Origin of the sequence: Serratia sp. SSNIH1, from assembly GCF_002935055.1 — a bacterium.
GTDB lineage: Bacteria > Pseudomonadota > Gammaproteobacteria > Enterobacterales > Enterobacteriaceae > Serratia > Serratia nevei.
In genome coordinates this window covers 4,669,553-4,688,377 of the sequence record NZ_CP026383.1, presented here as the reverse complement: position 1 = coordinate 4,688,377, position 18,825 = coordinate 4,669,553, and the positions used below count along the sequence as shown (strand labels likewise).

General features: G+C 60.1%; 17 protein-coding genes. 12 read left to right on the top strand and 5 right to left on the bottom strand.

Translation table 11 applies throughout. From position 1 onward, the window contains the following. Together aas and lplT are read left to right on the top strand one after the other, a co-directional pair. Nucleotides 1-2,154 carry a bifunctional acyl-ACP--phospholipid O-acyltransferase/long-chain-fatty-acid--ACP ligase gene (gene aas, locus C3F38_RS22590; protein ID WP_055312344.1) on the top strand — a complete coding sequence of 718 codons (2,154 nt, stop codon included), beginning with the start codon at nt 1-3 and terminating at the stop codon, nt 2,152-2,154. Beyond that, on the top strand, nt 2,154-3,338 hold the full coding sequence (gene lplT, locus C3F38_RS22585; protein ID WP_038878684.1) for a lysophospholipid transporter LplT: 1,185 nt from the start codon (nt 2,154-2,156) through the stop codon (nt 3,336-3,338). The genes aas and lplT overlap by 1 nt, the downstream gene beginning before the upstream one ends. 35 nt (nt 3,339-3,373) lie before the next feature. Here lplT and C3F38_RS22580 read toward each other — a convergent pair whose 3' ends face one another. From C3F38_RS22580 to mutH, 4 genes are all read right to left on the bottom strand, one after another. Then, the gene (locus tag C3F38_RS22580; protein ID WP_038878687.1) at nt 3,374-4,414 is read right to left on the bottom strand and encodes an NADP(H)-dependent aldo-keto reductase; all 1,041 of its coding nucleotides are present in this window, start codon (nt 4,412-4,414) and stop codon (nt 3,374-3,376) included. Nucleotides 4,415-4,620: 206 nt separating this feature from the next. Continuing rightward, nucleotides 4,621-4,839 carry a YgdI/YgdR family lipoprotein gene (locus tag C3F38_RS22575; protein ID WP_038878690.1) on the bottom strand — a complete coding sequence of 73 codons (219 nt, stop codon included), beginning with the start codon at nt 4,837-4,839 and terminating at the stop codon, nt 4,621-4,623. Nucleotides 4,840-4,994: 155 nt separating this feature from the next. Beyond that, nucleotides 4,995-5,711 carry a TerC family protein gene (locus tag C3F38_RS22570; RefSeq protein WP_038878693.1) on the bottom strand — a complete coding sequence of 239 codons (717 nt, stop codon included), beginning with the start codon at nt 5,709-5,711 and terminating at the stop codon, nt 4,995-4,997. A 100-nt stretch (nt 5,712-5,811) separates the two neighbouring features. Then, entirely contained in the window at nt 5,812-6,498 is a 687-nt protein-coding gene (gene mutH / locus C3F38_RS22565; protein WP_038878695.1) for a DNA mismatch repair endonuclease MutH, read from the bottom strand. A 696-nt stretch (nt 6,499-7,194) separates the two neighbouring features. Here mutH and rppH point away from each other — a divergent pair. From rppH to thyA, 4 genes are all read left to right on the top strand, one after another. After that, a complete protein-coding gene (gene rppH / locus C3F38_RS22555) occupies nt 7,195-7,722 on the top strand; it encodes an RNA pyrophosphohydrolase (RefSeq protein WP_004931849.1) in 528 nt (175 codons plus the stop codon). A gap of 12 nt (nt 7,723-7,734) precedes the next feature. Beyond that, nucleotides 7,735-9,981 carry a phosphoenolpyruvate--protein phosphotransferase gene (gene ptsP, locus C3F38_RS22550; RefSeq protein WP_047729970.1) on the top strand — a complete coding sequence of 749 codons (2,247 nt, stop codon included), beginning with the start codon at nt 7,735-7,737 and terminating at the stop codon, nt 9,979-9,981. Nucleotides 9,982-10,203: 222 nt separating this feature from the next. After that, nucleotides 10,204-11,076, top strand: coding sequence for a prolipoprotein diacylglyceryl transferase (lgt, locus tag C3F38_RS22545; protein WP_055312345.1), 873 nt, complete (start codon nt 10,204-10,206; stop codon nt 11,074-11,076). Nucleotides 11,077-11,083: 7 nt separating this feature from the next. Beyond that, a complete protein-coding gene (thyA, locus tag C3F38_RS22540; RefSeq protein WP_016929918.1) occupies nt 11,084-11,878 on the top strand; it encodes a thymidylate synthase in 795 nt (264 codons plus the stop codon). Nucleotides 11,879-11,929: 51 nt separating this feature from the next. Here the strand turns inward: thyA and C3F38_RS22535 are convergent, their stop codons facing one another. Continuing rightward, nucleotides 11,930-13,096, bottom strand: coding sequence for an ISL3 family transposase (locus C3F38_RS22535; protein WP_233790579.1), 1,167 nt, complete (start codon nt 13,094-13,096; stop codon nt 11,930-11,932). On the opposite strand from C3F38_RS22535, the gene C3F38_RS26680 reads away from it, so the two are divergent. The 6 genes from C3F38_RS26680 (at nt 12,983) to recC (ending at nt 18,639) form a co-directional block, all read left to right on the top strand. After that, on the top strand, nt 12,983-13,294 hold the full coding sequence (locus C3F38_RS26680) for a hypothetical protein (protein WP_233790581.1): 312 nt from the start codon (nt 12,983-12,985) through the stop codon (nt 13,292-13,294). The two genes, C3F38_RS22535 and C3F38_RS26680, sit on opposite strands and share 114 nt — an antisense overlap. A 76-nt stretch (nt 13,295-13,370) precedes the next feature. Beyond that, entirely contained in the window at nt 13,371-13,874 is a 504-nt protein-coding gene (locus C3F38_RS22530) for a prepilin peptidase-dependent protein (protein ID WP_055312346.1), read from the top strand. Continuing rightward, entirely contained in the window at nt 13,868-14,446 is a 579-nt protein-coding gene (locus C3F38_RS22525) for a prepilin peptidase-dependent protein (protein ID WP_047729972.1), read from the top strand. The genes C3F38_RS22530 and C3F38_RS22525 overlap by 7 nt, the downstream gene beginning before the upstream one ends. Then, complete coding sequence (locus tag C3F38_RS22520; protein WP_055317063.1) at nt 14,443-14,889, top strand: YgdB family protein; 447 nt, start codon at nt 14,443-14,445, stop codon at nt 14,887-14,889. Before C3F38_RS22525 ends, C3F38_RS22520 begins: the two co-directional genes overlap by 4 nt. After that, a complete protein-coding gene (locus C3F38_RS22515) occupies nt 14,879-15,235 on the top strand; it encodes a prepilin-type N-terminal cleavage/methylation domain-containing protein (protein ID WP_047729974.1) in 357 nt (118 codons plus the stop codon). Before C3F38_RS22520 ends, C3F38_RS22515 begins: the two co-directional genes overlap by 11 nt. Nucleotides 15,236-15,267: 32 nt before the next feature. Further along, a complete protein-coding gene (gene recC / locus C3F38_RS22510; RefSeq protein ID WP_055317064.1) occupies nt 15,268-18,639 on the top strand; it encodes an exodeoxyribonuclease V subunit gamma in 3,372 nt (1,123 codons plus the stop codon). Nucleotides 18,640-18,825: the final 186 nt, after the last annotated feature.

Below are 18,825 nucleotides of genomic sequence, written 5' to 3'. Positions count from 1 at the left end.
ATGATTTTTTCACTGCTGCGCGCGCTGTTTCGCCTGCTGTTTCGGGTTCGGGTCGAAGGGGATGTTCAGCACTTCGAGCGGCAAAAACTGCTGATTACGCCGAACCACGTCTCTTTCCTCGACGGCGTGCTGCTGGCGCTGTTCCTGCCGATTAAACCGGTGTTTGCGGTTTACGCCAGCATCGGCGAGAGCTGGTTTATGCGCTGGCTGCGGCCCTACATCGATTTCGTTTCGCTCGATCCCACCAAGCCGATGGCCATCAAACAGCTGGTGCGGATGGTCGAGCAGGGGCGGCCGATCGTGGTGTTCCCTGAAGGGCGCATCACCGTGACCGGCGCGCTGATGAAAATCTACGACGGCGCGGCGTTTATCGCCGCCAAATCGGGTGCCACGGTAGTGCCGGTGCGGATCGACGGCCCCGAATTCAGCCCGTTCGGCCGCATGGCCGGGGTATTCAAGATCCGCTGGTTCCCGCGAATCAGCATCCGCATCTTGCCGCCGACCACGCTGCCGATGCCGGAAGCGCCGCGCGCGCGTGAACGCCGGGCGCTGGCGGGCGATCGGCTGATGCAGATCATGATGCGGGCGCGGATGGATACGCGTGAACCGCAGACGCTGTTCCATGCTTTGCTGGCGGCGCAGCACCGCTACGGGCGCCGCAAGCCCTGTATCGAAGACATTGCTTTCAAAGAAGACAGTTATCAGACGTTGATCAAGAAATCGCTGGGTGTCAGCCGCATTCTGCAGCGCTTTACCGCCGAAGGGGAACACGTTGGGCTGCTGTTGCCGAACGCCACCATCACCGCGGCGGCGATCTTTGGCGCTTCGCTGCGTAACCGCATCCCGGCGATGCTCAACTACACCGCCGGCGCCAACGGCCTGAACAGCGCGATGCTCGCCGCCGGCATCAAGACCATCGTCACCTCGCGCCAGTTTCTGGAAAAGGGCAAGCTGACCCACCTGCCGGAGCAGGTGCCGCAGGCTAACTGGGTGTATCTGGAAGATCTGAAGGATACCGTCACGCTGGCGGACAAGCTGTGGATTTTGCGGCATTTGCTGCAGCCGCAGCGCGCGGCGTTGCCGCAACGCCCGGAAGACGCGGCGCTGATCCTGTTCACTTCCGGTTCCGAAGGCCACCCCAAGGGCGTGGTGCATTCCCACGCCAGCCTGCTGGCCAACGTAGAACAAATTCGCACCATCGCCGACTTCACGCCGCGCGACCGCTTCATGTCGTCGCTGCCGCTGTTCCACTCGTTCGGCCTGACGGTGGGGCTACTCACGCCGCTGATCACCGGCAGCCGCATTTTCCTCTACCCCAGTCCGCTGCACTATCGCGTGGTGCCGGAGCTGGTGTATGACCGCAACTGTACGGTGCTGTTCGGCACGGCGACCTTCCTCAACAACTATGCGCGCTTCGCGCATCCGTATGATTTCGCCCGCCTGCGCTACGTGGTGGCCGGCGCGGAGAAACTGGCGGACAGCACCAAACAGATCTACCAGGATAAATACGGCATTCGCATTCTGGAAGGCTATGGCGTGACCGAGTGCGCGCCGGTGGTCTCCATTAACGTGCCACTGGCGACGAAAGTAGGCACCGTTGGCCGCATCATGCCGCAGATGGAGGCGCGCCTGATCGCGGTGCCAGGCATCGATAACGGCGGCCGCCTGCAGCTGAAGGGGCCGAATATCATGAAAGGCTATTTGCGGGTTGAGCGCCCCGGCGAGCTGGAGCCGCCGGCGGCGGAAGATGCGAACGGCGTGCTGCAGCCGGGCTGGTACGACACCGGCGATATCGTCAGCCTGGATGAGCAGGGTTACTGCACCATTCGCGGCCGCGTGAAGCGCTTCGCCAAGCTGGCGGGGGAGATGGTGTCGCTCGAGAGCGTCGAATTGCTGGCGCAGCGGCTGTCGCCGGAAAAACTGCATGCCGCCACCGTCAAAAGCGACAGCAGCAAAGGCGAGGCGCTGGTGCTGTTCACCACCGATCCCGCCATTACCCGCGAGGCATTGCTGCGGGTGGCGCGCGAGCTGGGCAGCCCGGAGCTGGCGGTGCCGCGCGATATTCGCCTGTTGAAAACGCTGCCTGTGCTCGGCAGCGGCAAACCCGATTTCGTCACCCTGCGTCATATGGCCGAACAGCCGGAGAGTGCCTGATGAATCCTTCGACCGAATCCCCTTTGTTGTCACGCGGTATGATCGCCGTCATCAGCGCGCAGTTTCTCTCGGCGTTCGGCGACAATGCGTTGCTGTTCGCCACGCTGGCGTTGATCAAGCAGCAGCTGTATCCGGACTGGAGCCAGCCGATCCTGCAGATGGCCTTTGTCGCCACCTACATCATTCTGGCGCCGTTTGTCGGCCAGGTGGCCGACAGCTTCGCCAAAGGGCGGGTGATGATGTTCGCCAACGCCCTGAAGCTGGCGGGGGCGTTGGTGATCTGCTTTGGGTTCAACCCGTTTCTCGGTTACAGCCTGGTCGGCGTGGGGGCCGCCGCGTATTCGCCGGCCAAATACGGCATTCTGGGCGAGATCACCAGCGGTGAGAAGCTGGTCAAGGCTAACGGCCTGATGGAGGCCTCGACCATCGCCGCCATTCTGACCGGGTCGGTGGCCGGCGGTATTCTGGCGGACTGGCATGTGGTCGCGGCGCTGGCGGCCTGCGCCTTGGTTTACGCGGGAGCGGTGGTCGCCAACCTGTATATTCCGCGTCTGGCGGCGGCGCGCCCGGGGGCCTCCTGGCGCCCGCGGGCTATGACGAACAGCTTCTTTACCGCCTGCGTCACGTTATGGCGCGATGGGCAGACGCGTTTCTCCTTGATCGGCACCAGCCTGTTCTGGGGGGCCGGCGTGACGCTGCGTTTTCTGCTGGTGCTGTGGGTGCCGCTGGCGCTCGGCATCGCCGATAACGCCACGCCGACGCTGCTGAACGCCATGGTGGCCGTCGGTATCGTGGTGGGGGCCGGCGCTGCCGCGCGCTTCGTCACGCTGAAGACGGTAAAACGCTGCATGCCGGCCGGGATCCTGATCGGCGTCGCGGTCGCGGTGTTCGCGCTGCAAACCACCATGCTCAATGCCTATGTCTTGTTGGCGATCATCGGCATGCTGGGGGGCTTCTTCGTGGTGCCGCTCAATGCGTTGCTGCAGGAGCGGGGCAAGCATTCGGTCGGTGCCGGCAATGCGATCGCGGTGCAAAACCTGGGTGAAAACGCCGCCATGTTGCTGATGCTGGCGCTGTATTCGCTGGTGGTGAAGCTGGGCGTGCCGGTGGTGGGGGTCGGCGTAGGGTTTGGCGTGGTGTTTGCGCTGGCGATTAGCGTGCTGTGGTGGTCGCAGCGGCGGTAAAAAACGGGGCGCAGCCTGGCTGCGCCCCGGCTGTATTAAGGCGCCGGAATGGTAAACCGGGTATGGATTTCTTCAAGCGCCTGCAGCACGTCCTCATCCAATACCACATCGAGGCTGTCGATGTTGATTTTCAACTGCTCCACCGTAGTGGCGCCCAGCAGGGTGCTGGCGACGAACGGCTGCTGACGCACGAAGGCCAAGGCCATCTGCGAAGGATCCAGCCCGTGTTTTTTGGCCAGCGCCACGTACTCGGCGATCGCCAGCTGGGTTTGCTGCCCTGAATAACGGTTGAAGCGGGTGAACAGCGTATTGCGCGCACCGGCCGGTTTAGCGCCGTTGAGGTATTTGCCGCTCAGAGTACCGAACGCCAGGCTGGAATAGGCCAGCAGTTCTACCCCTTCGTGCTGGCTGATCTCGGCCAGGCCAATCTCAAAGCTGCGGTTCAGCAGGCTGTAAGGGTTTTGAATCGACACGATGCGCGGCAGCTCGTGTTTCTCCGCCAGCTGCAGGTAGCGCATCACGCCCCAGGGCGTTTCATTGGATACCCCGATATAGCGAATCTTGCCGGCGCGCACCTGCTCGGTCAGCGCCTCCAGCGTTTCCAACAGCGTAACCGTAGCTTTGTCATCGGTGTATTGATAGTTGAGTTTGCCAAAGCAGTTGGTGGCGCGCTGCGGCCAGTGCAATTGATAAAGATCGAGATAATCGGTGTTCAGCCGCTTGAGGCTGGCGTCCAAAGCGGCGCGGATGTTTTTGCGATCGAGCGCCTGCTGCGGGCGGATGCTGCTGTCGGTGCCGCGCACCGGGCCCGAGACTTTGCTGGCCAGGACGATTTTTTCACGATTGCCGCGCGCCTTGAGCCAGCTGCCGATATAGCTCTCGGTCAGGCCCTGGGTTTCCGGGCGGGGCGGCACCGGGTACAGTTCGGCGGTGTCTATCAGGTTCACGCCTGCGGCCAATGCATAGTCCAGTTGCGCATGGGCGTCGGCTTCGCTGTTCTGTTCGCCAAAGGTCATGGTGCCCAGTCCCAGCACGCTCACTTCTAAAGAACTGTGGGGAATACGGTGGTATTGCATTAACGGCCTTCCTTTCTTGTTAGCGCTGACGGGCCGCGCGGCCCGGTGAAACAGGAGCCCAATGTCAGAAGACGGCGCAAAGTCCGTCGGGCGGCGATGTCGCCTTTCCTGACTATAACCAAGCGGTGAAGATGGGGGAAGCGGATTCCGTGCGGACACGAATGAGGGCTACCGTGCTCGCGCGGGCGATAGCCGGCGGGTGGTGATTAGCGTTCGATAACCTGGGAAACCTGATCGCCGTTAATCTGGCGGTGGTTGCCTTTCTCGTCTTTATAGCTGATGAGGCCAGTGTCTTTGTCGATCTCTGGCTTGCCTTGCGTCAGGATCATGTTGCCGTCTTTGGTCGCCATGACGTAGTCGCTGGAACATCCCGCCAGGCCGGCCACCATCACCAGCGCCGACACTGCCATTACCCACTTTTTCATCCTGCGGATCCTCAATTATGCAGAAAAGGTTGTTATTTCAAGATTAGCAAACTCTCGGCGAAGGGCGTCTCAGATAAGTCTTTATCTGATAAGAAAAAGTGAAATGAGAGGTCAACGAAGCGATGGAAGCCGCCGATGGCGGCTTCCGGGTAGGGTTATTCCGGCGAGCGGTTTTTCTTGCTGCGCATCAGATTGAGCGCTTCTACCGACATCGAGAAGAACATGGCGAAGTAGATGTAGCCTTTCGGCACGTGCACCTGGAAACTTTCCAGCATCAGCGTGAAGCCCACCAGGATCAGGAACGCCAGCGCCAGCATTTTCACCGACGGATGGCGATTGACGAACTCACCGATCGGCCGGGCGGCGAACATCATCACACCGACGGCGATCACTACTGCCGCCATCATGATGAACAGATGGTCGGAAAGGCCCACGGCGGTAATCACCGAGTCCAGACTGAAGATAATATCGAGCAGCATGATCTGCACGATCGCGCCGAAGAAGCTGTGCACCTTGGTGTGGTGCTCTTCTTCCGTGCCCTCGATGGTTTCGTGGATCTCTTTGCTGGCTTTCCAGATCAGGAACAGCCCCCCCAGAAGCAGGATCAGATCGCGGGCGGAAACGGCGTGATCCAGCACGGTAAACAGCGGGTGCGTCAAGCGGATCACCCAGGCGATAGAGGCCAACAGCGCCAGGCGCATAATCATGGCGGCGGCCAGACCGAGCCGGCGAGCTTTGTTCTGTTGCGCTTTGGGCAGCTTGGCCACCACCAGCGACAGAAAAATGATGTTATCAATACCCAGTACGATCTCAAGAATGGTTAGCGTACCTAACGCTAACCAGGCATTGGGATCCATAATCCATTCGAACATTGCCCGGCACACCTTAATACTTAATAAATGCAAAACGTGAATTATACGCGTTTATCGTGGCGCTGACAGGGTTAGCTAAACCAGAGTTAAACGAAATTGCTTAGATTGAGAAATGTCTTGCCAGCAGCGCGCCGGTAAAACTCTTTTTCAGATAGAAACCGCGCGGCAGCGTCATGATAGGTTGCCCCTGTTCGCCGATGGCTTCGGTGAGCGCCTTGCTGTTGGCGGCTTTGGGGCGCAGCTGCAACACTTCGCCGTGGCGCGCGGTGATGCGCTCTACGTGGCCGAGTACGATCAGATCCATCAACTCTTCCCAATCGCGGCGCAGACTCTCTTCTTCTGCGGCGCTCGGGCTCCACAGCAGCGGCGAGCCGACGCGGCGTTCGGCCAGCGGGATCTGCCGTTCGCCTTCTACCGGTATCCACAAGACGCGCGCCAACTTGTGGCGAACGTGGCTGCTGGCCCAGGTGACGCCGCTGTTACCGGTAAGCGGGGCGACGCAGACAAAAGTGGTTTCCAGCGGTTTGCCGGCGGCGTCGACAGGAATGGTTTTCAGCTCGATGCCCAGTTCGGGAAAGTCCTGCTCCGGTTTGCTGCCGGCCATGGCGCCGAGGTACAGCTCCAGCAGCATGCCCACCCAGCCCTTATCGCGCTTCAGATCCTTGGGGATCGGCAGCTGCGCGCGGGCGGCCAGCTCGCCAAAGCTGGCGCCGGCCAGCGCCTGAGCACGCTCGAACAGCTGCCGTTCATTTTCCGGCGGGGGCGGCAAAGGGGATAAAAACGCCATAAATCAAGCCTGTCGAATTTGGTTGAAAAACGTACTGCAATTATGCACGACGAACAATAACCATCATCGCCTGGGGAAAAGAATAATAGTAGCATGATTTTACATGACTTTTTTCATTTCCTTGCGGGGTAGGCAATGCACTGGCGGGGCTTGTTCACCTGAAGCCACCGACAATAAACAGGATCTTACACCTATTTATCCACAGATTTATGGGATAACCCAAATTTTTACCGATCACTGGTTCAATTTACAGCCTTGACTCGGGCAGTTTTTTACGAATTTGTCCGTTTTGTGCGTAACTTGCTCGGATAATCTGTGGATAAAAACGGCGTTGGTGGATCTTTCGCCAGGGTAAGATCCTTACCGTGCATAGATCACATTTTTACCCTGTACATAATGATGGGGCATTAGTTAAATATATATTTTTAAAGTAAATATGTGTTTTAGGGGGCAATGGGGGATTTTGGGGTTTAAGAGTTGTACCGGCTTATCCCTCGAGTTCTGCACACACCTATCCACAGAAAAAGTGAATAAAACCGGCCAGATAGGCTGGGGTATGTTTATAACTTTGCCTATATCTGTGAGTTATCTCAATGTTATCCGGCCCGCAGCGCCGTAAAGCAGTGGTTTACCGCCTGTAGCTTGTGTGAAACAATCAGGACATCTATGCGAATTTAAGCTTATCGAGGTAGTCCGGTGATCGATGATGATGGCTACCGCCCGAATGTTGGTATCGTAATCTGTAATCGTCAGGGGCAGGTCTTATGGGCCCGCCGTTACGGTCAGCACTCCTGGCAGTTTCCCCAAGGTGGGATTAACCCTGGCGAAACTGCGGAGCAGGCGATGTACCGTGAGCTGTTCGAAGAAGTGGGGCTGAGTAAAAAGGATGTGCGCATCCTGGCTTCGACCCGCAACTGGTTGCGCTATAAATTGCCGAAACGTTTGGTGCGTTGGGACACAAAGCCGGTTTGTATCGGCCAAAAGCAAAAATGGTTTTTGTTGCAGCTACTGTGCAATGACGCTGATATCAACATGCAGCGCAGCAGCACGCCGGAGTTCGACGGTTGGCGCTGGGTGAGCTTCTGGTATCCGGTGCGCCAGGTGGTGTCGTTCAAACGCGACGTCTACCGCCGGGTGATGAAAGAATTCGCTGTGACCGTGATGCCGATGCAAGAGCAGGCGGCGCCGCGGCAGGCCCCCGCTTATCGCCGAAAGAGAGGTTAAGTTAAGCCGACTATGCTCACGCGCTTGCGAGAAATTGTAGAGAAGGTGGCCGCGGCGGCCAGTCTGACGGATGCGCTGGATCTGCTGGTCAATGAAACCTGTCTGGCGATGGACACCGAAGTGTGTTCCATCTACCTGGCGGACAACGATCGCCGCTGTTACTACCTGATGGCCACGCGCGGGCTGAAAAAGCCGCGCGGGCGCACTATCGCATTGGCGTTTGACGAGGGCGTCGTCGGGTTGGTCGGCCGCCGGGCCGAGCCTATCAACCTGGCCGATGCCCAAAGCCACCCCAGTTTCAAATACGTTCCGCAGGTGAAAGAGGATCGTTTCCGATCCTTCCTCGGGGTGCCGATCATTCATCGGCGCCAGCTGCTGGGCGTGCTGGTGGTGCAGCAGCGCGAACTGCGCCAGTTCGACGAAAGCGAAGAGTCTTTCATGGTCACCCTGGCCACGCAGATGGCTGGGATCCTGTCACAGTCGCAGCTCAACGCCATTTTCGGCCAGTATCGCCAAACGCGCGTGCGCGCGCTGGCGGCTTCGCCCGGCGTGGCGGTGGCGGAAGGGTGGCAGGACAGCAGCCAGCCTTCTCTCGATCAGGTTTACCGCGCGTCGACGCTGGACACCGCCAGCGAGCGCGAGCGCCTGACCCTGGCGCTGGAAGAGGCCGGCGCGGAATTTCGCCGCTTCAGCAAGCGTTTTGCCGCCAGTTCGCAAAAAGAGAGCGCGGCGATCTTCGATCTTTATTCTCACCTGTTAAACGACGCCCGTCTCAAGCGCGAACTGTTCGCCGAAATCGACAACGGTTCGGTGGCGGAGTGGGCGGTGAAACAGGTGATAGAAACCTTTGCCGAGCAGTTCGCCAAACTGCAGGACACCTACATGCGCGAGCGCGGCAGCGATCTGCGCGCGCTGGGCCAGCGCCTGCTGTTCCACCTCGACGACACCACCCAGGGCGCCACCCAGTGGCCGGCGCGTTTTGTGCTGGTGGCGGATGAACTGACCGCGACATTGCTGGCCGAAGTGCCGCAGGATCGTCTGGCCGGCGTGGTGGTGCGCGACGGTGCCGCCAACTCGCATGCGGCAATTCTGGTGCGGGCGATGGGGGTACCGACGGTGATGGGCGCCGACATCCAGCCTTCTCTGCTCAGCCAGCGGCTGCTGATCGTCGACGGTTATCGCGGTGAACTGCTGGTCGATCCTGAGCCGGTACTGGTGCAGGAATATCAACGGCTGATCAGCGAAGAGCTGGAGCTGAGCAAGCTGGCGGAAGACGACGTCGAGCAGCCTGCGCAGTTGAAAAGCGGCGAGCGCATTCAGGTGATGCTGAATGCCGGCCTCAGCCCGGAACATGAACAGCTGTTGGGCGGCCGGGTGGATGGCGTGGGGCTATACCGCACCGAAATCCCGTTCATGCTGCAAAGCGGCTTCCCTTCTGAAGAGGAGCAGGTCGCGCAGTACCAGGGCATGCTGCAGCTTTACCCGAGCAAGCCGGTCACGCTGCGCACCCTGGACATCGGCGCCGACAAACAGCTGCCCTATATGCCGATCAGCGAAGAGAACCCTTGCCTGGGCTGGCGCGGCATCCGTATTACCCTGGATCAGCCGGAGATCTTTTTGATTCAGGTGCGCGCGATGCTGCGTGCTAACGCCGGCACCGGCAACCTGGGCATTCTGCTGCCGATGGTCACCAGCCTGGAGGAGGTCGACGAGGCTAAACGCCTGATTGACCGCGCCGGGCGCGAGGTGGAAGAAGTGCTCGGCTACACGATCCCGAAACCGAAGATCGGCGTGATGCTGGAAGTGCCGTCGATGATTTTCCTGATCCCGCATCTGGCCGGGCGCGTTGATTTCATCTCGGTCGGCACTAATGACTTGACGCAGTACCTGCTGGCGGTGGATCGCAACAACACCCGGGTCGCCTCGTTATACGACAGTTTGCATCCCGCGATGTTGCAGGTGCTGAGACTGATCGCCGAGCAGGGGAAAGCAGCCGGGTTGCAGCTTAGCCTCTGCGGTGAACTGGCCGGCGATCCCATGGGCGCGCTGTTGCTGGTGGGTATGGGCTATCGTAATCTGAGCATGAACGGCCGCAGCGTGGCGCGCATCAAATACCTGCTGCGGCATATCGACCTTGCCGACGCCGAAGTGCTGGCACAGCGGGTGTTGAACACTCAGATGACCACCGAAGTGCGCCATCTGGTGGCGGCGTTTATGGAGCGGCGCGGCATGGGCGGGCTGATCCGCGGGGGCCGATAGCCGCCGCGCGGTGTGATTTTTTTACAGAACTTTTCCCGCCCTGCCGGACCGGACCGCGCTAAGCCTATGTTATGATGCGCAACCTCAGCGCGGCGCATGCTCGTCGCCTTGCACACCACAGCGGCTAACGCTGCCGTTTGCAAGGCGCGGGATAATCTTCGTCGCCGCTTGGCACCTGCCGCCCCCGCATGGGGAAAAATAACAGACATGTTGTGGTGATAGATGAGCAATAGCTATCTGGCGTTTCCTAAATTTGATCCGGTCATTTTCTCCATTGGCCCGGTTTCTTTGCATTGGTACGGCCTGATGTACCTGGTCGGCTTCGTTTTTGCCATGTGGCTGGCGGTGCGCCGCGCCAACAAGCCGGGCAGCGGCTGGACCAAAGACGAAGTTGAAAACCTGCTCTACGCCGGTTTCCTGGGCGTATTCGTCGGCGGCCGCGTGGGCTATGTGCTGTTCTACAACTTGCCGCTGTTCCTGGATAACCCGCTCTATCTGTTCAAGGTCTGGGATGGCGGCATGTCGTTCCACGGCGGCTTGATGGGGGTGATTCTGGTGATGTTCTGGTTCGCTCGCCGCACCAAACGCACCTTCTTCCAGGTTTCCGATTTTATCGCGCCACTGATCCCATTTGGTCTGGGGGCCGGCCGTCTCGGCAACTTCATCAACGGTGAACTGTGGGGCCGCGTGACCACCGATACCCCCTGGGCAATGCTGTTCCCAAGCTCGCGCAGCGAAGACGTGGCCCTCGCCGCCGCCGATCCTTCTCTGCTGCCGCTGCTGAACCAGTACGGCGTACTGCCGCGCCACCCGTCGCAGCTGTATGAACTGCTGCTGGAAGGTGTGGTGCTGTTTATCATTCTGAACCTGTTTATTCGCAAGCCGCGGCCGATGGGCGCCGTATCGGGCCTGTTCCTGATCGGTTATGGCACATTCCGCATCATCGTTGAGGCGTTCCGCCAGCCGGATGCCCAGCTTGGCCTGTTCGACGGCGTTATCAGCATGGGGCAGATCCTGTCCATCCCGATGGTGGTGGCCGGTGTTATTATGATGATTTGGGCGTACCGTCGTCGCCCGCAGCAACAACTGTCGTGAGGGACAAATGAAACAGTATCTGGATTTGATGAACAAGGTGCTCGCCGAGGGCACCCCTAAAGCCGACCGTACCGGCACTGGCACGTTGTCGATTTTCGGCCACCAGATGCGTTTCAACTTGCAGGAAGGTTTCCCGTTGGTGACCACCAAGAAATGTCATCTGCGTTCGATCATTCATGAGCTGTTATGGTTCCTGAACGGCGATACCAACATCGCCTACCTGCGTGACAACAAGGTCACCATTTGGGACGAGTGGGCCGATGAAAACGGCGATCTCGGCCCGGTGTACGGCAAACAGTGGCGCGCCTGGGGCGCAGCGGACGGCCGTCAGATCGATCAACTGAGCAACGTGCTCCAACAGCTGAAGCAGGATCCGGATTCGCGCCGCATCATCGTTTCCGCCTGGAACGTCGGCGAGCTGGATCAGATGGCGTTGGCGCCGTGCCACGCGTTCTTCCAGTTCTACGTAGCGGACGGCAAGCTCTCTTGCCAGCTGTACCAGCGTTCCTGCGACGTCTTCCTCGGCCTGCCGTTCAACATCGCCAGCTACGCGCTGTTGGTGCACATGATGGCGCAGCAGTGCGATCTGGAAGTGGGCGATTTCGTCTGGACCGGCGGCGATACCCACTTGTACAGCAACCACATGGAACAGACTCAGCTGCAGCTGACGCGTGAACCGCGTCCGTTGCCGAAACTGGTGATCAAACGCAAGCCGGCTTCGCTGTTCGATTACCGTTTCGAAGACTTCGAGATCGAAGGTTACGATCCGCATCCGGCCATCAAGGCACCGGTCGCGATCTGACCTTAACCGCATCACATCAGGGGCGCAGCGATTGTGCCCCTTTTTTTAGGTTCATCGCGCTTTACCGGGGAACGCTGCTTTGATTTTCAGGAAGAAGTAAGCGTTATCCCGGTATCCATAGGCCATCCGCTTCATCACTTTTATCTTATTGTTCATCCCTTCCAGCACGCTGGTATTCAACCTGTGTCTGGCACTCGCGATGATGCCACCGGCATACCCTTTCAGTTTCTCGGCGAAGTGTTGCAACGCCTTGATTCCGCTTTCCTGAGACTGCCTGTACCAGCTTATCCAGCGTCTCTGCGCCTCTTGTTCACTCGGGGCGTACCACAGTTCTTTCAGCGCTGTTTTCATCAGCCAGACCACATTCAACGGCTGATTCGCCTCCAGCAACTCCGTGAGCTTTACCTCATGCCCTTCGGGCAGGTTTTCGGGGTTGCGCAGCAGCAGCCAGCGGCTGCGTTTGATGACCTGACGCGATTTTGGGTTATCACGGAGTTGATTGGCCTGGTCGACGCGGACCCGGTCGATAACCTCCCGGCCATACTTTGCCACCACATGGAACAAGTCATAGACCACTTCCGCCTGCGGGCAGTGATGCCTGACCTCCAGGTCTAACGCCGTATTCATATCCATGGCGACAGACTGGATAGCGGCACAGCCTTCAGCGCCCAGCCAGACGAAGAAGGGGCGGAAGGCCGCTCTGCTGCGGCCTTCGCCCACCCACAACACCTGTTGCGTATCCGCATCCATCACCACGGTGGCATAACGATGTCCTTTGAACAGGGCGAACTCATCCATCACCAGACGGCGGAGGGTATGGCGCTGCGGCTCTGTCCGTTCCCGCAGCAGACGCCGGTAGTCGATATTCTTGACCGTATGCCAGTGCAGGCCGGTGAGTTGTGCAACATGTTTAATCGGCAGTAAACGGACCAGTGACTCAACCCATACGGATAGCGTCGTGGTATATCTCTGGCGTTCAGGCAACCAGCTGATTTTTTCGGTGGTGACCCCGCAATGGGGGCAACACAGGCGCCGGACGGGGACGTTGAGCCAGACGACCCAATCGAGCAGCTGGCGTTCACGCACTCGGCGGAAGGAAACATCATGCACAACAGGCACCCGCCGCTCACAACGCCGACAACAGGGCATGACGGCAGCGTCAGGCTGGAGCTGGATAAGCAAGGAGTTGGCAGAAGGATGCGAGAAGGAATTGACGATAAAGCCTTCCCAGAACAGGGAGCAAAGGTTAGCATTCATAGTGACGGCAGTTTTGAAGGTTTAGGGTGTGTTTTGGCGAATACAAACCTAAACGTTCTGACTGCCGTTTTCTATTGGTTCACGCTAAAGCGCGATGAACCTTTTTTTATCCGCATTGCGCACCGCGCCGCATTTTATTGTCGCCACTTGTCGCTATAGGGAAAACATTGCATAGCTTGCCGCAAGGCTTGCGCATGCGGCTTTACCGCCTTGTTACGGCCCTTACACTGGCCGCATGAAAGAAAATACGCTATCGAACATCGATGACTGCCAGCGTGGCATGACGCTGATTGAGCTGTTGGCGGCGCTTCTGATCGCCGGCATGCTGACCGGCTGGGGCGTCGGGCAATGGCGCCACCATCAGCAAACGCTGCGCCTGGAACATACTGCCCAGCAGCTGCTGGCGTTTCTGCTGCGGTTGCAGGCGGACGCCAACTGGCGCAACCGCACGACGCTGCTGTGGTTCAAGAACGGCACGCCCTGGTGCCTGGGCGGGGGTGTGCCGCCGCCGGATTGCGCTTCCGCCGAGGGTTCCGTTTTCTCACCGTCTTATCGCGACGTCGCTTTGAGCGGCTACACCGGCAAAGAGATTGGGTTTTACGGTTTGCGCAATACCGCGCAGGCGGGGCACATCCTTCTCAGCAACGACGCAGGCAGCCTGCGGTTGGTGCTGTCTGCCCGTGGGCGACTGCGTTTGTGCAACGAAGGGCAGCGGCTCAGGGGCATGGCGCTATGTTGACTTTAGAACGCGGTTTTACCTTGCCGGAGGTGATGTTGGCGTTGGTCTTCGGCAGCGTAATCGCGCTTGGCGCGGCGAAAACGTACCCGCTGTTGCGCCAGCAAAGCGTGGCCGTCGGCCAGCACTTTCGGCTGGAGTCAACGCTGCGGCAGTTGGCGTTCGGCATTGAGAAAGATCTGCGCCGCGCCGGTTTTTGCGCCGGGCAGTGCGCCGGCCGGCCGCTGCTGATCGGCCAGGCTGCGGGAGAGGCGGCGGGCAGCTGCGTTATCGTCGCCTACGACATTACTCGCAGCGGGCAATGGCTCACTTCGGGCGAGGATGCAGGCTATTTCGGTTACCGGCTGCGCAATGGCGCCTTGGAAGGGCAGCGCGGCGTGAGCCAATGCGATGGCGGTGGCTGGGAGCGGCTACTCGACCATGACGAGGTGCGCATTGAGCGGTTTCATGTGGCGATTGAGCGCGGGGAGCACGGCGGGGCGCTGGCCCGTCTGACGCTGGCGGGGCGCTCCGCCAGCGATGCGCGTATCGGGCGCAACCTGAGCGGGAGCGTCGAAATGGCGGCGCTGCCATGAACCGGCGCACCCAGCGAGGCGGTAGCACCCTGGCGGCGGTGATGTTGCTGTTGGCGCTGGGGCTGATGTTGCTTAACGCTCAGCATCGGCAGTTGGATAACGCGCTGTTACTGGCTGCCGATCAGCAGCGTTACCTTCAGGCTTACAATCAGGCCGCTTCGGCGCTGAGTTGGGGCATGAGCCAGCGCTGGCCACGCGCTGAGCTGAGTGCGGCGGCCTGGTTATGCAGGCAGCGCGCGGAGCTGACGGCCTGCGCTCGGCTGTCTGCCAGAGCGGGCGTTGTGACGGTACGCGGCCTTGGCGAAATGCGCGGCGGTGAACCGCTATGGTTGTATCAATGGGGCACTTTTAACGGCGCGGAGGGCGCTGGCAAGGTGCAAGCACAGCCGGGCGGTCGGCTGGATTTTTGCCCCGAGAAAAGGCTGACCGACTGTGACGGCTAACGCTCGGGCTGGGCGGCTATCCCGCAACGGCTTCAGCCTGCCGGAAGTGTTGGTGGCGGCCTTGCTGTTCTCGGTGTCGCTGCTGGGCTTGTTACAGTATCATCAGGTGCTGTTGCAGTCGTTTCAGCGCCAGTGGCACTACCGGCAAGCCTGGGGGCTGGCGCATCAGCAGCTGGAGGCGTTTGCCGTCACCGGACGGCTCGAGGCTGAACCGCTGCCGGAAGGGTGGCGACGCGAGACGGCGCTTGACGATGCGGAGAGTGATTGCCGCCGATTGACGGTCAGGATCCAAACGCCGCAGCGGCAGTGGGCAACGCTGAGCCGCTGGTATTGCACCCGCTTTTAAGCCGGTATGTCTTTTGTTTTAAAGGAGCCTTGATGTTCACGGTTTATCATTCCAATCAGCTGGATTTGTTGAAAACGCTGACCAGCGCGCTGATAGCCAGAGATCCGTTGGCCGATCCTTTTCAACAGGAAGTGGTGCTGGTGCAGAGCCCCGGCATGGCGCAATGGCTGCAGATGCAGCTGGCGGAACAGTTCGGCATCGCCGCCAATGTCGCGTTTCCGCTGCCGGCGACCTTTATTTGGGACATGTTCACCCGGGTGTTGCCGGATATCCCGAAAGAGAGCGCCTTCAGCAAGGACGCCATGACCTGGAAGCTGATGTGGTTGTTGCCGGAGATGCTGACCCAGCCGGCGTTTGCGCCACTGCAGCACTATCTGACCGATGACGGCGACAAGCGCAAGATCCACCAGTTGGCCGGCCGGGTCGCCGACCTGTTCGACCAGTATTTGGTTTATCGCCCGCAGTGGCTGGAGAGCTGGCAGCGCGGTGAGCGTATCGACGGTCTGGCGGAGGCTCAGCAATGGCAGGCGCCGCTCTGGGCGCGATTGGTGGAGTACACGCAAGAGCTGGGGCAGCCGGAATGGCACCGCGCCAATCTGTACAGCCGCTTTATCCACGCGCTGGAGCAGGCAAAAACGTGCCCGCCCGGTTTGCCGCCGCGGGTGTTTATCTGCGGCATCTCGGCGTTGCCGCCGGTCTATTTGGAGGCGCTGCAGGCGCTGGGGCGGCATATCGATATCCACCTGATGTTTACCAACCCCTGTCGCTATTACTGGGGCGACATTCAGGATTACGCTTTCCTGGCTCGCTTGCAGAGCCGCAAGCGCCGTCACTACCACCAGGTTCGTGAGCAGGGGCTGTTCCGCGAGCCGGATGACGCGGCGCGCCTGTTTGACGCCGAAGGCCAGCAGCAGCTCAGTAACCCGCTGCTGGCCTCCTGGGGCAAGCTGGGGCGCGATCACCTCTATCTGCTGTCGCAGATGGAAGGGGTGCAAGAGGTCGACGCCTTTGTCGACATCCCGGCCGATACCATGCTGCACGCCGTTCAGCGCGATATGCTGGAGCTGGAAGACCATGCGGTAATCGGTATTACCGCGGAAACGCTGGAAAGCAGCTTCAGCAAACGTCCGCTTGATGAGAACGACCGCTCCCTCAGCCTGCATGCCTGCCACAGCCCGCAGCGAGAAGTGGAGGTTTTGCACGATCAACTGCTGAGCATGCTGGCGCAGGATCCGTCGTTGACGCCGCGCGATATCATCGTGATGGTGGCGGATATCGACAGCTACACGCCTTACATTCAGGCGGTGTTCGGCAATGCCCCCGCCGAGCGCTACCTGCCGTTCGCCATTTCCGACCGTAAAGCGCGCCAGGCACATCCGGCGCTGCAGGCGTTCATTTCACTGCTCGATCTGCCGCAAAGTCGCTTTACCTCGGAACAGGTACTGGCGCTGCTGGAGGTGCCGGCCCTGGCCGCCCGTTTCGCCATTGGCGAAGAGGGGCTGCGCCTGTTACGTCATTGGGTCGGTGAATCCGGCGTGCGCTGGGGCCTGGACGACGATAACGTGCGCGAACTGGATCTGCCCGCCACCGGCCAGCATACCTGGCGCTTCGGCATTACGCGTATGCTGCTCGGCTACGCGATGGACAGCAATGCCGGCGATTGGCAGGGCATTTTACCTTACGACGAATCGAGCGGATTGGTCGCCGAGTTGGCGGGGCAGTTGGCAGATCTGCTGGCGCAGCTCAGCCACTGGCGGCAAATCTTGAGCGAAGCGCGCCCGCTCGAAGCGTGGCTGCCGCTGTGCCGGCAACTGCTGGATGCCTTCTTCGCTGCGGACAGCGACACCGAAGTTGTGTTGGCGCTGATCGAACAGCAGTGGCAGCAGGCCATCAATTTTGGCCTGGCGGCGCGCTATCCCGATGAGGTGCCGTTGACCATTCTGCGTGACGATCTGGCGGCGCGCCTCGATCAGGAGCGCATCAGCCAGCGCTTCCTCGCCGGACAAATCAACTTCTGTACGCTGATGCCGATGCGTTCCATTCCGTTCAAGGTGGTGTGCCTGCTGGGCATGAATGACGGCGTGTATCCGCGCACGCTGCCGCCGCTGGGGTTCGATCTGATGGCGCAGCAGGTTAAGCGCGGTGACCGTAGCCGTCGCGATGACGACCGCTATCTGTTCCTGGAAGCGATTTTGTCCGCTCAGCAGCGGCTGTATATCAGTTTCATCGGCCGTTCCATTCAGGACAACAGCCTGCGCTACCCTTCGGTGCTGGTCACCGAGCTGCTGGAGTACCTGGAGCAAAGCTATTGTCTGCCGGGAGATGAGGAACTCAGCGCAGACGCCAGCGCCCGGCGGGTTGGTGAGCACTTGCTGAAGTGGCACGCGCGCATGCCGTTCGCCGCCGAGAATTTCTTGCCGGGCTCGGAGGCGCAAAGCTATGCCGCCGAGTGGCTGCCCGCCGCCGATGGGCGCGGTGCGGCGCATCCGGCGTTCAACCAGCCGCTGCCTGCCGAAGCGCTGCAGCAAATATCGTTGGATGAGCTGCTGCGATTTTACCGCCATCCGATTCGCGCATTTTTCCAACTGCGGCTGGGCGTCAGTTTTATCCTGGAAGAGACCGAGCTGCCCGACGAAGAACCCTTCACGCTGGATAACCTCAGCCGCTACCAGTTCAACAGCCAGCTGCTGAATACGCTGATAGACGGCGACGATCCCGAACGGTTGTTCCTGCGGGTGCGCGCCGCCGGCGGCTTGCCCTATGGCGCCTTCGGCGAAATCTATTGGCAAAAGCAGCAGGAAGAGATGAGCGAACTGGCCGAGCAGGTGCGTGCGGAACGCGCAGAGAGCCATAGCCTGGAGCTGGATATCGATATCGCCGGCGTGCGCCTCAGCGGCTGGCTGCATCAGGTGCAGGATGACGGCCTGCTGCGCTGGCGGCCCGCTACGCTGTCGGCGGTGGACGGCATATTGCTGTGGCTGGAGCACCTGGTGTACTGCTGCGCCGGCGGCACCGGCGAGAGCCGCATGTATGGCCGCAAGAATTCCGCCTGGCGCTTTGCCGCGCTGGCGCCAGAAGAGGCACAGGCGCAGCTGGCGGAACTGCTGGCGGGCTATCAGCGCGGTCTGAGTCAGCCGCTGCTGTTGCTGAACAAGAGCGGCTGGGCGTGGCTAAGTCAGTGCTATCTGCCGGAAACGCAGGAAATCGACTGGGAGGAAGAAGCGCAAATTAAGGCACGCGCCAAACTGCTGCAGGCCTGGCAGGGCGATCAGCGCATTTCCGGAGAAGGGGAAGATCCCTACGTGCAGCGGGTGTTCCGCCAATTGGATAATGAATACTTGGCGCAAATACTGGCCGAAACAGAGCGTTATCTGTTGCCGGTGGCGCGGCATAACCTGGGGTAACAATCCCCCGGTGGTGCTGTGCGGCGGGAGGTGGTAAAAATAACGAAGGTTATATTCAACCATTGGGGTAATTCCCGGTCTTACATAACGAACAGGCATATACCCGCCGTGTTTCGGGCCGCCACATTGGCGAAGAACCCGGCGAGTACCGATTTGGTTATGTGGTTTTGATGCACGTCGCCAACG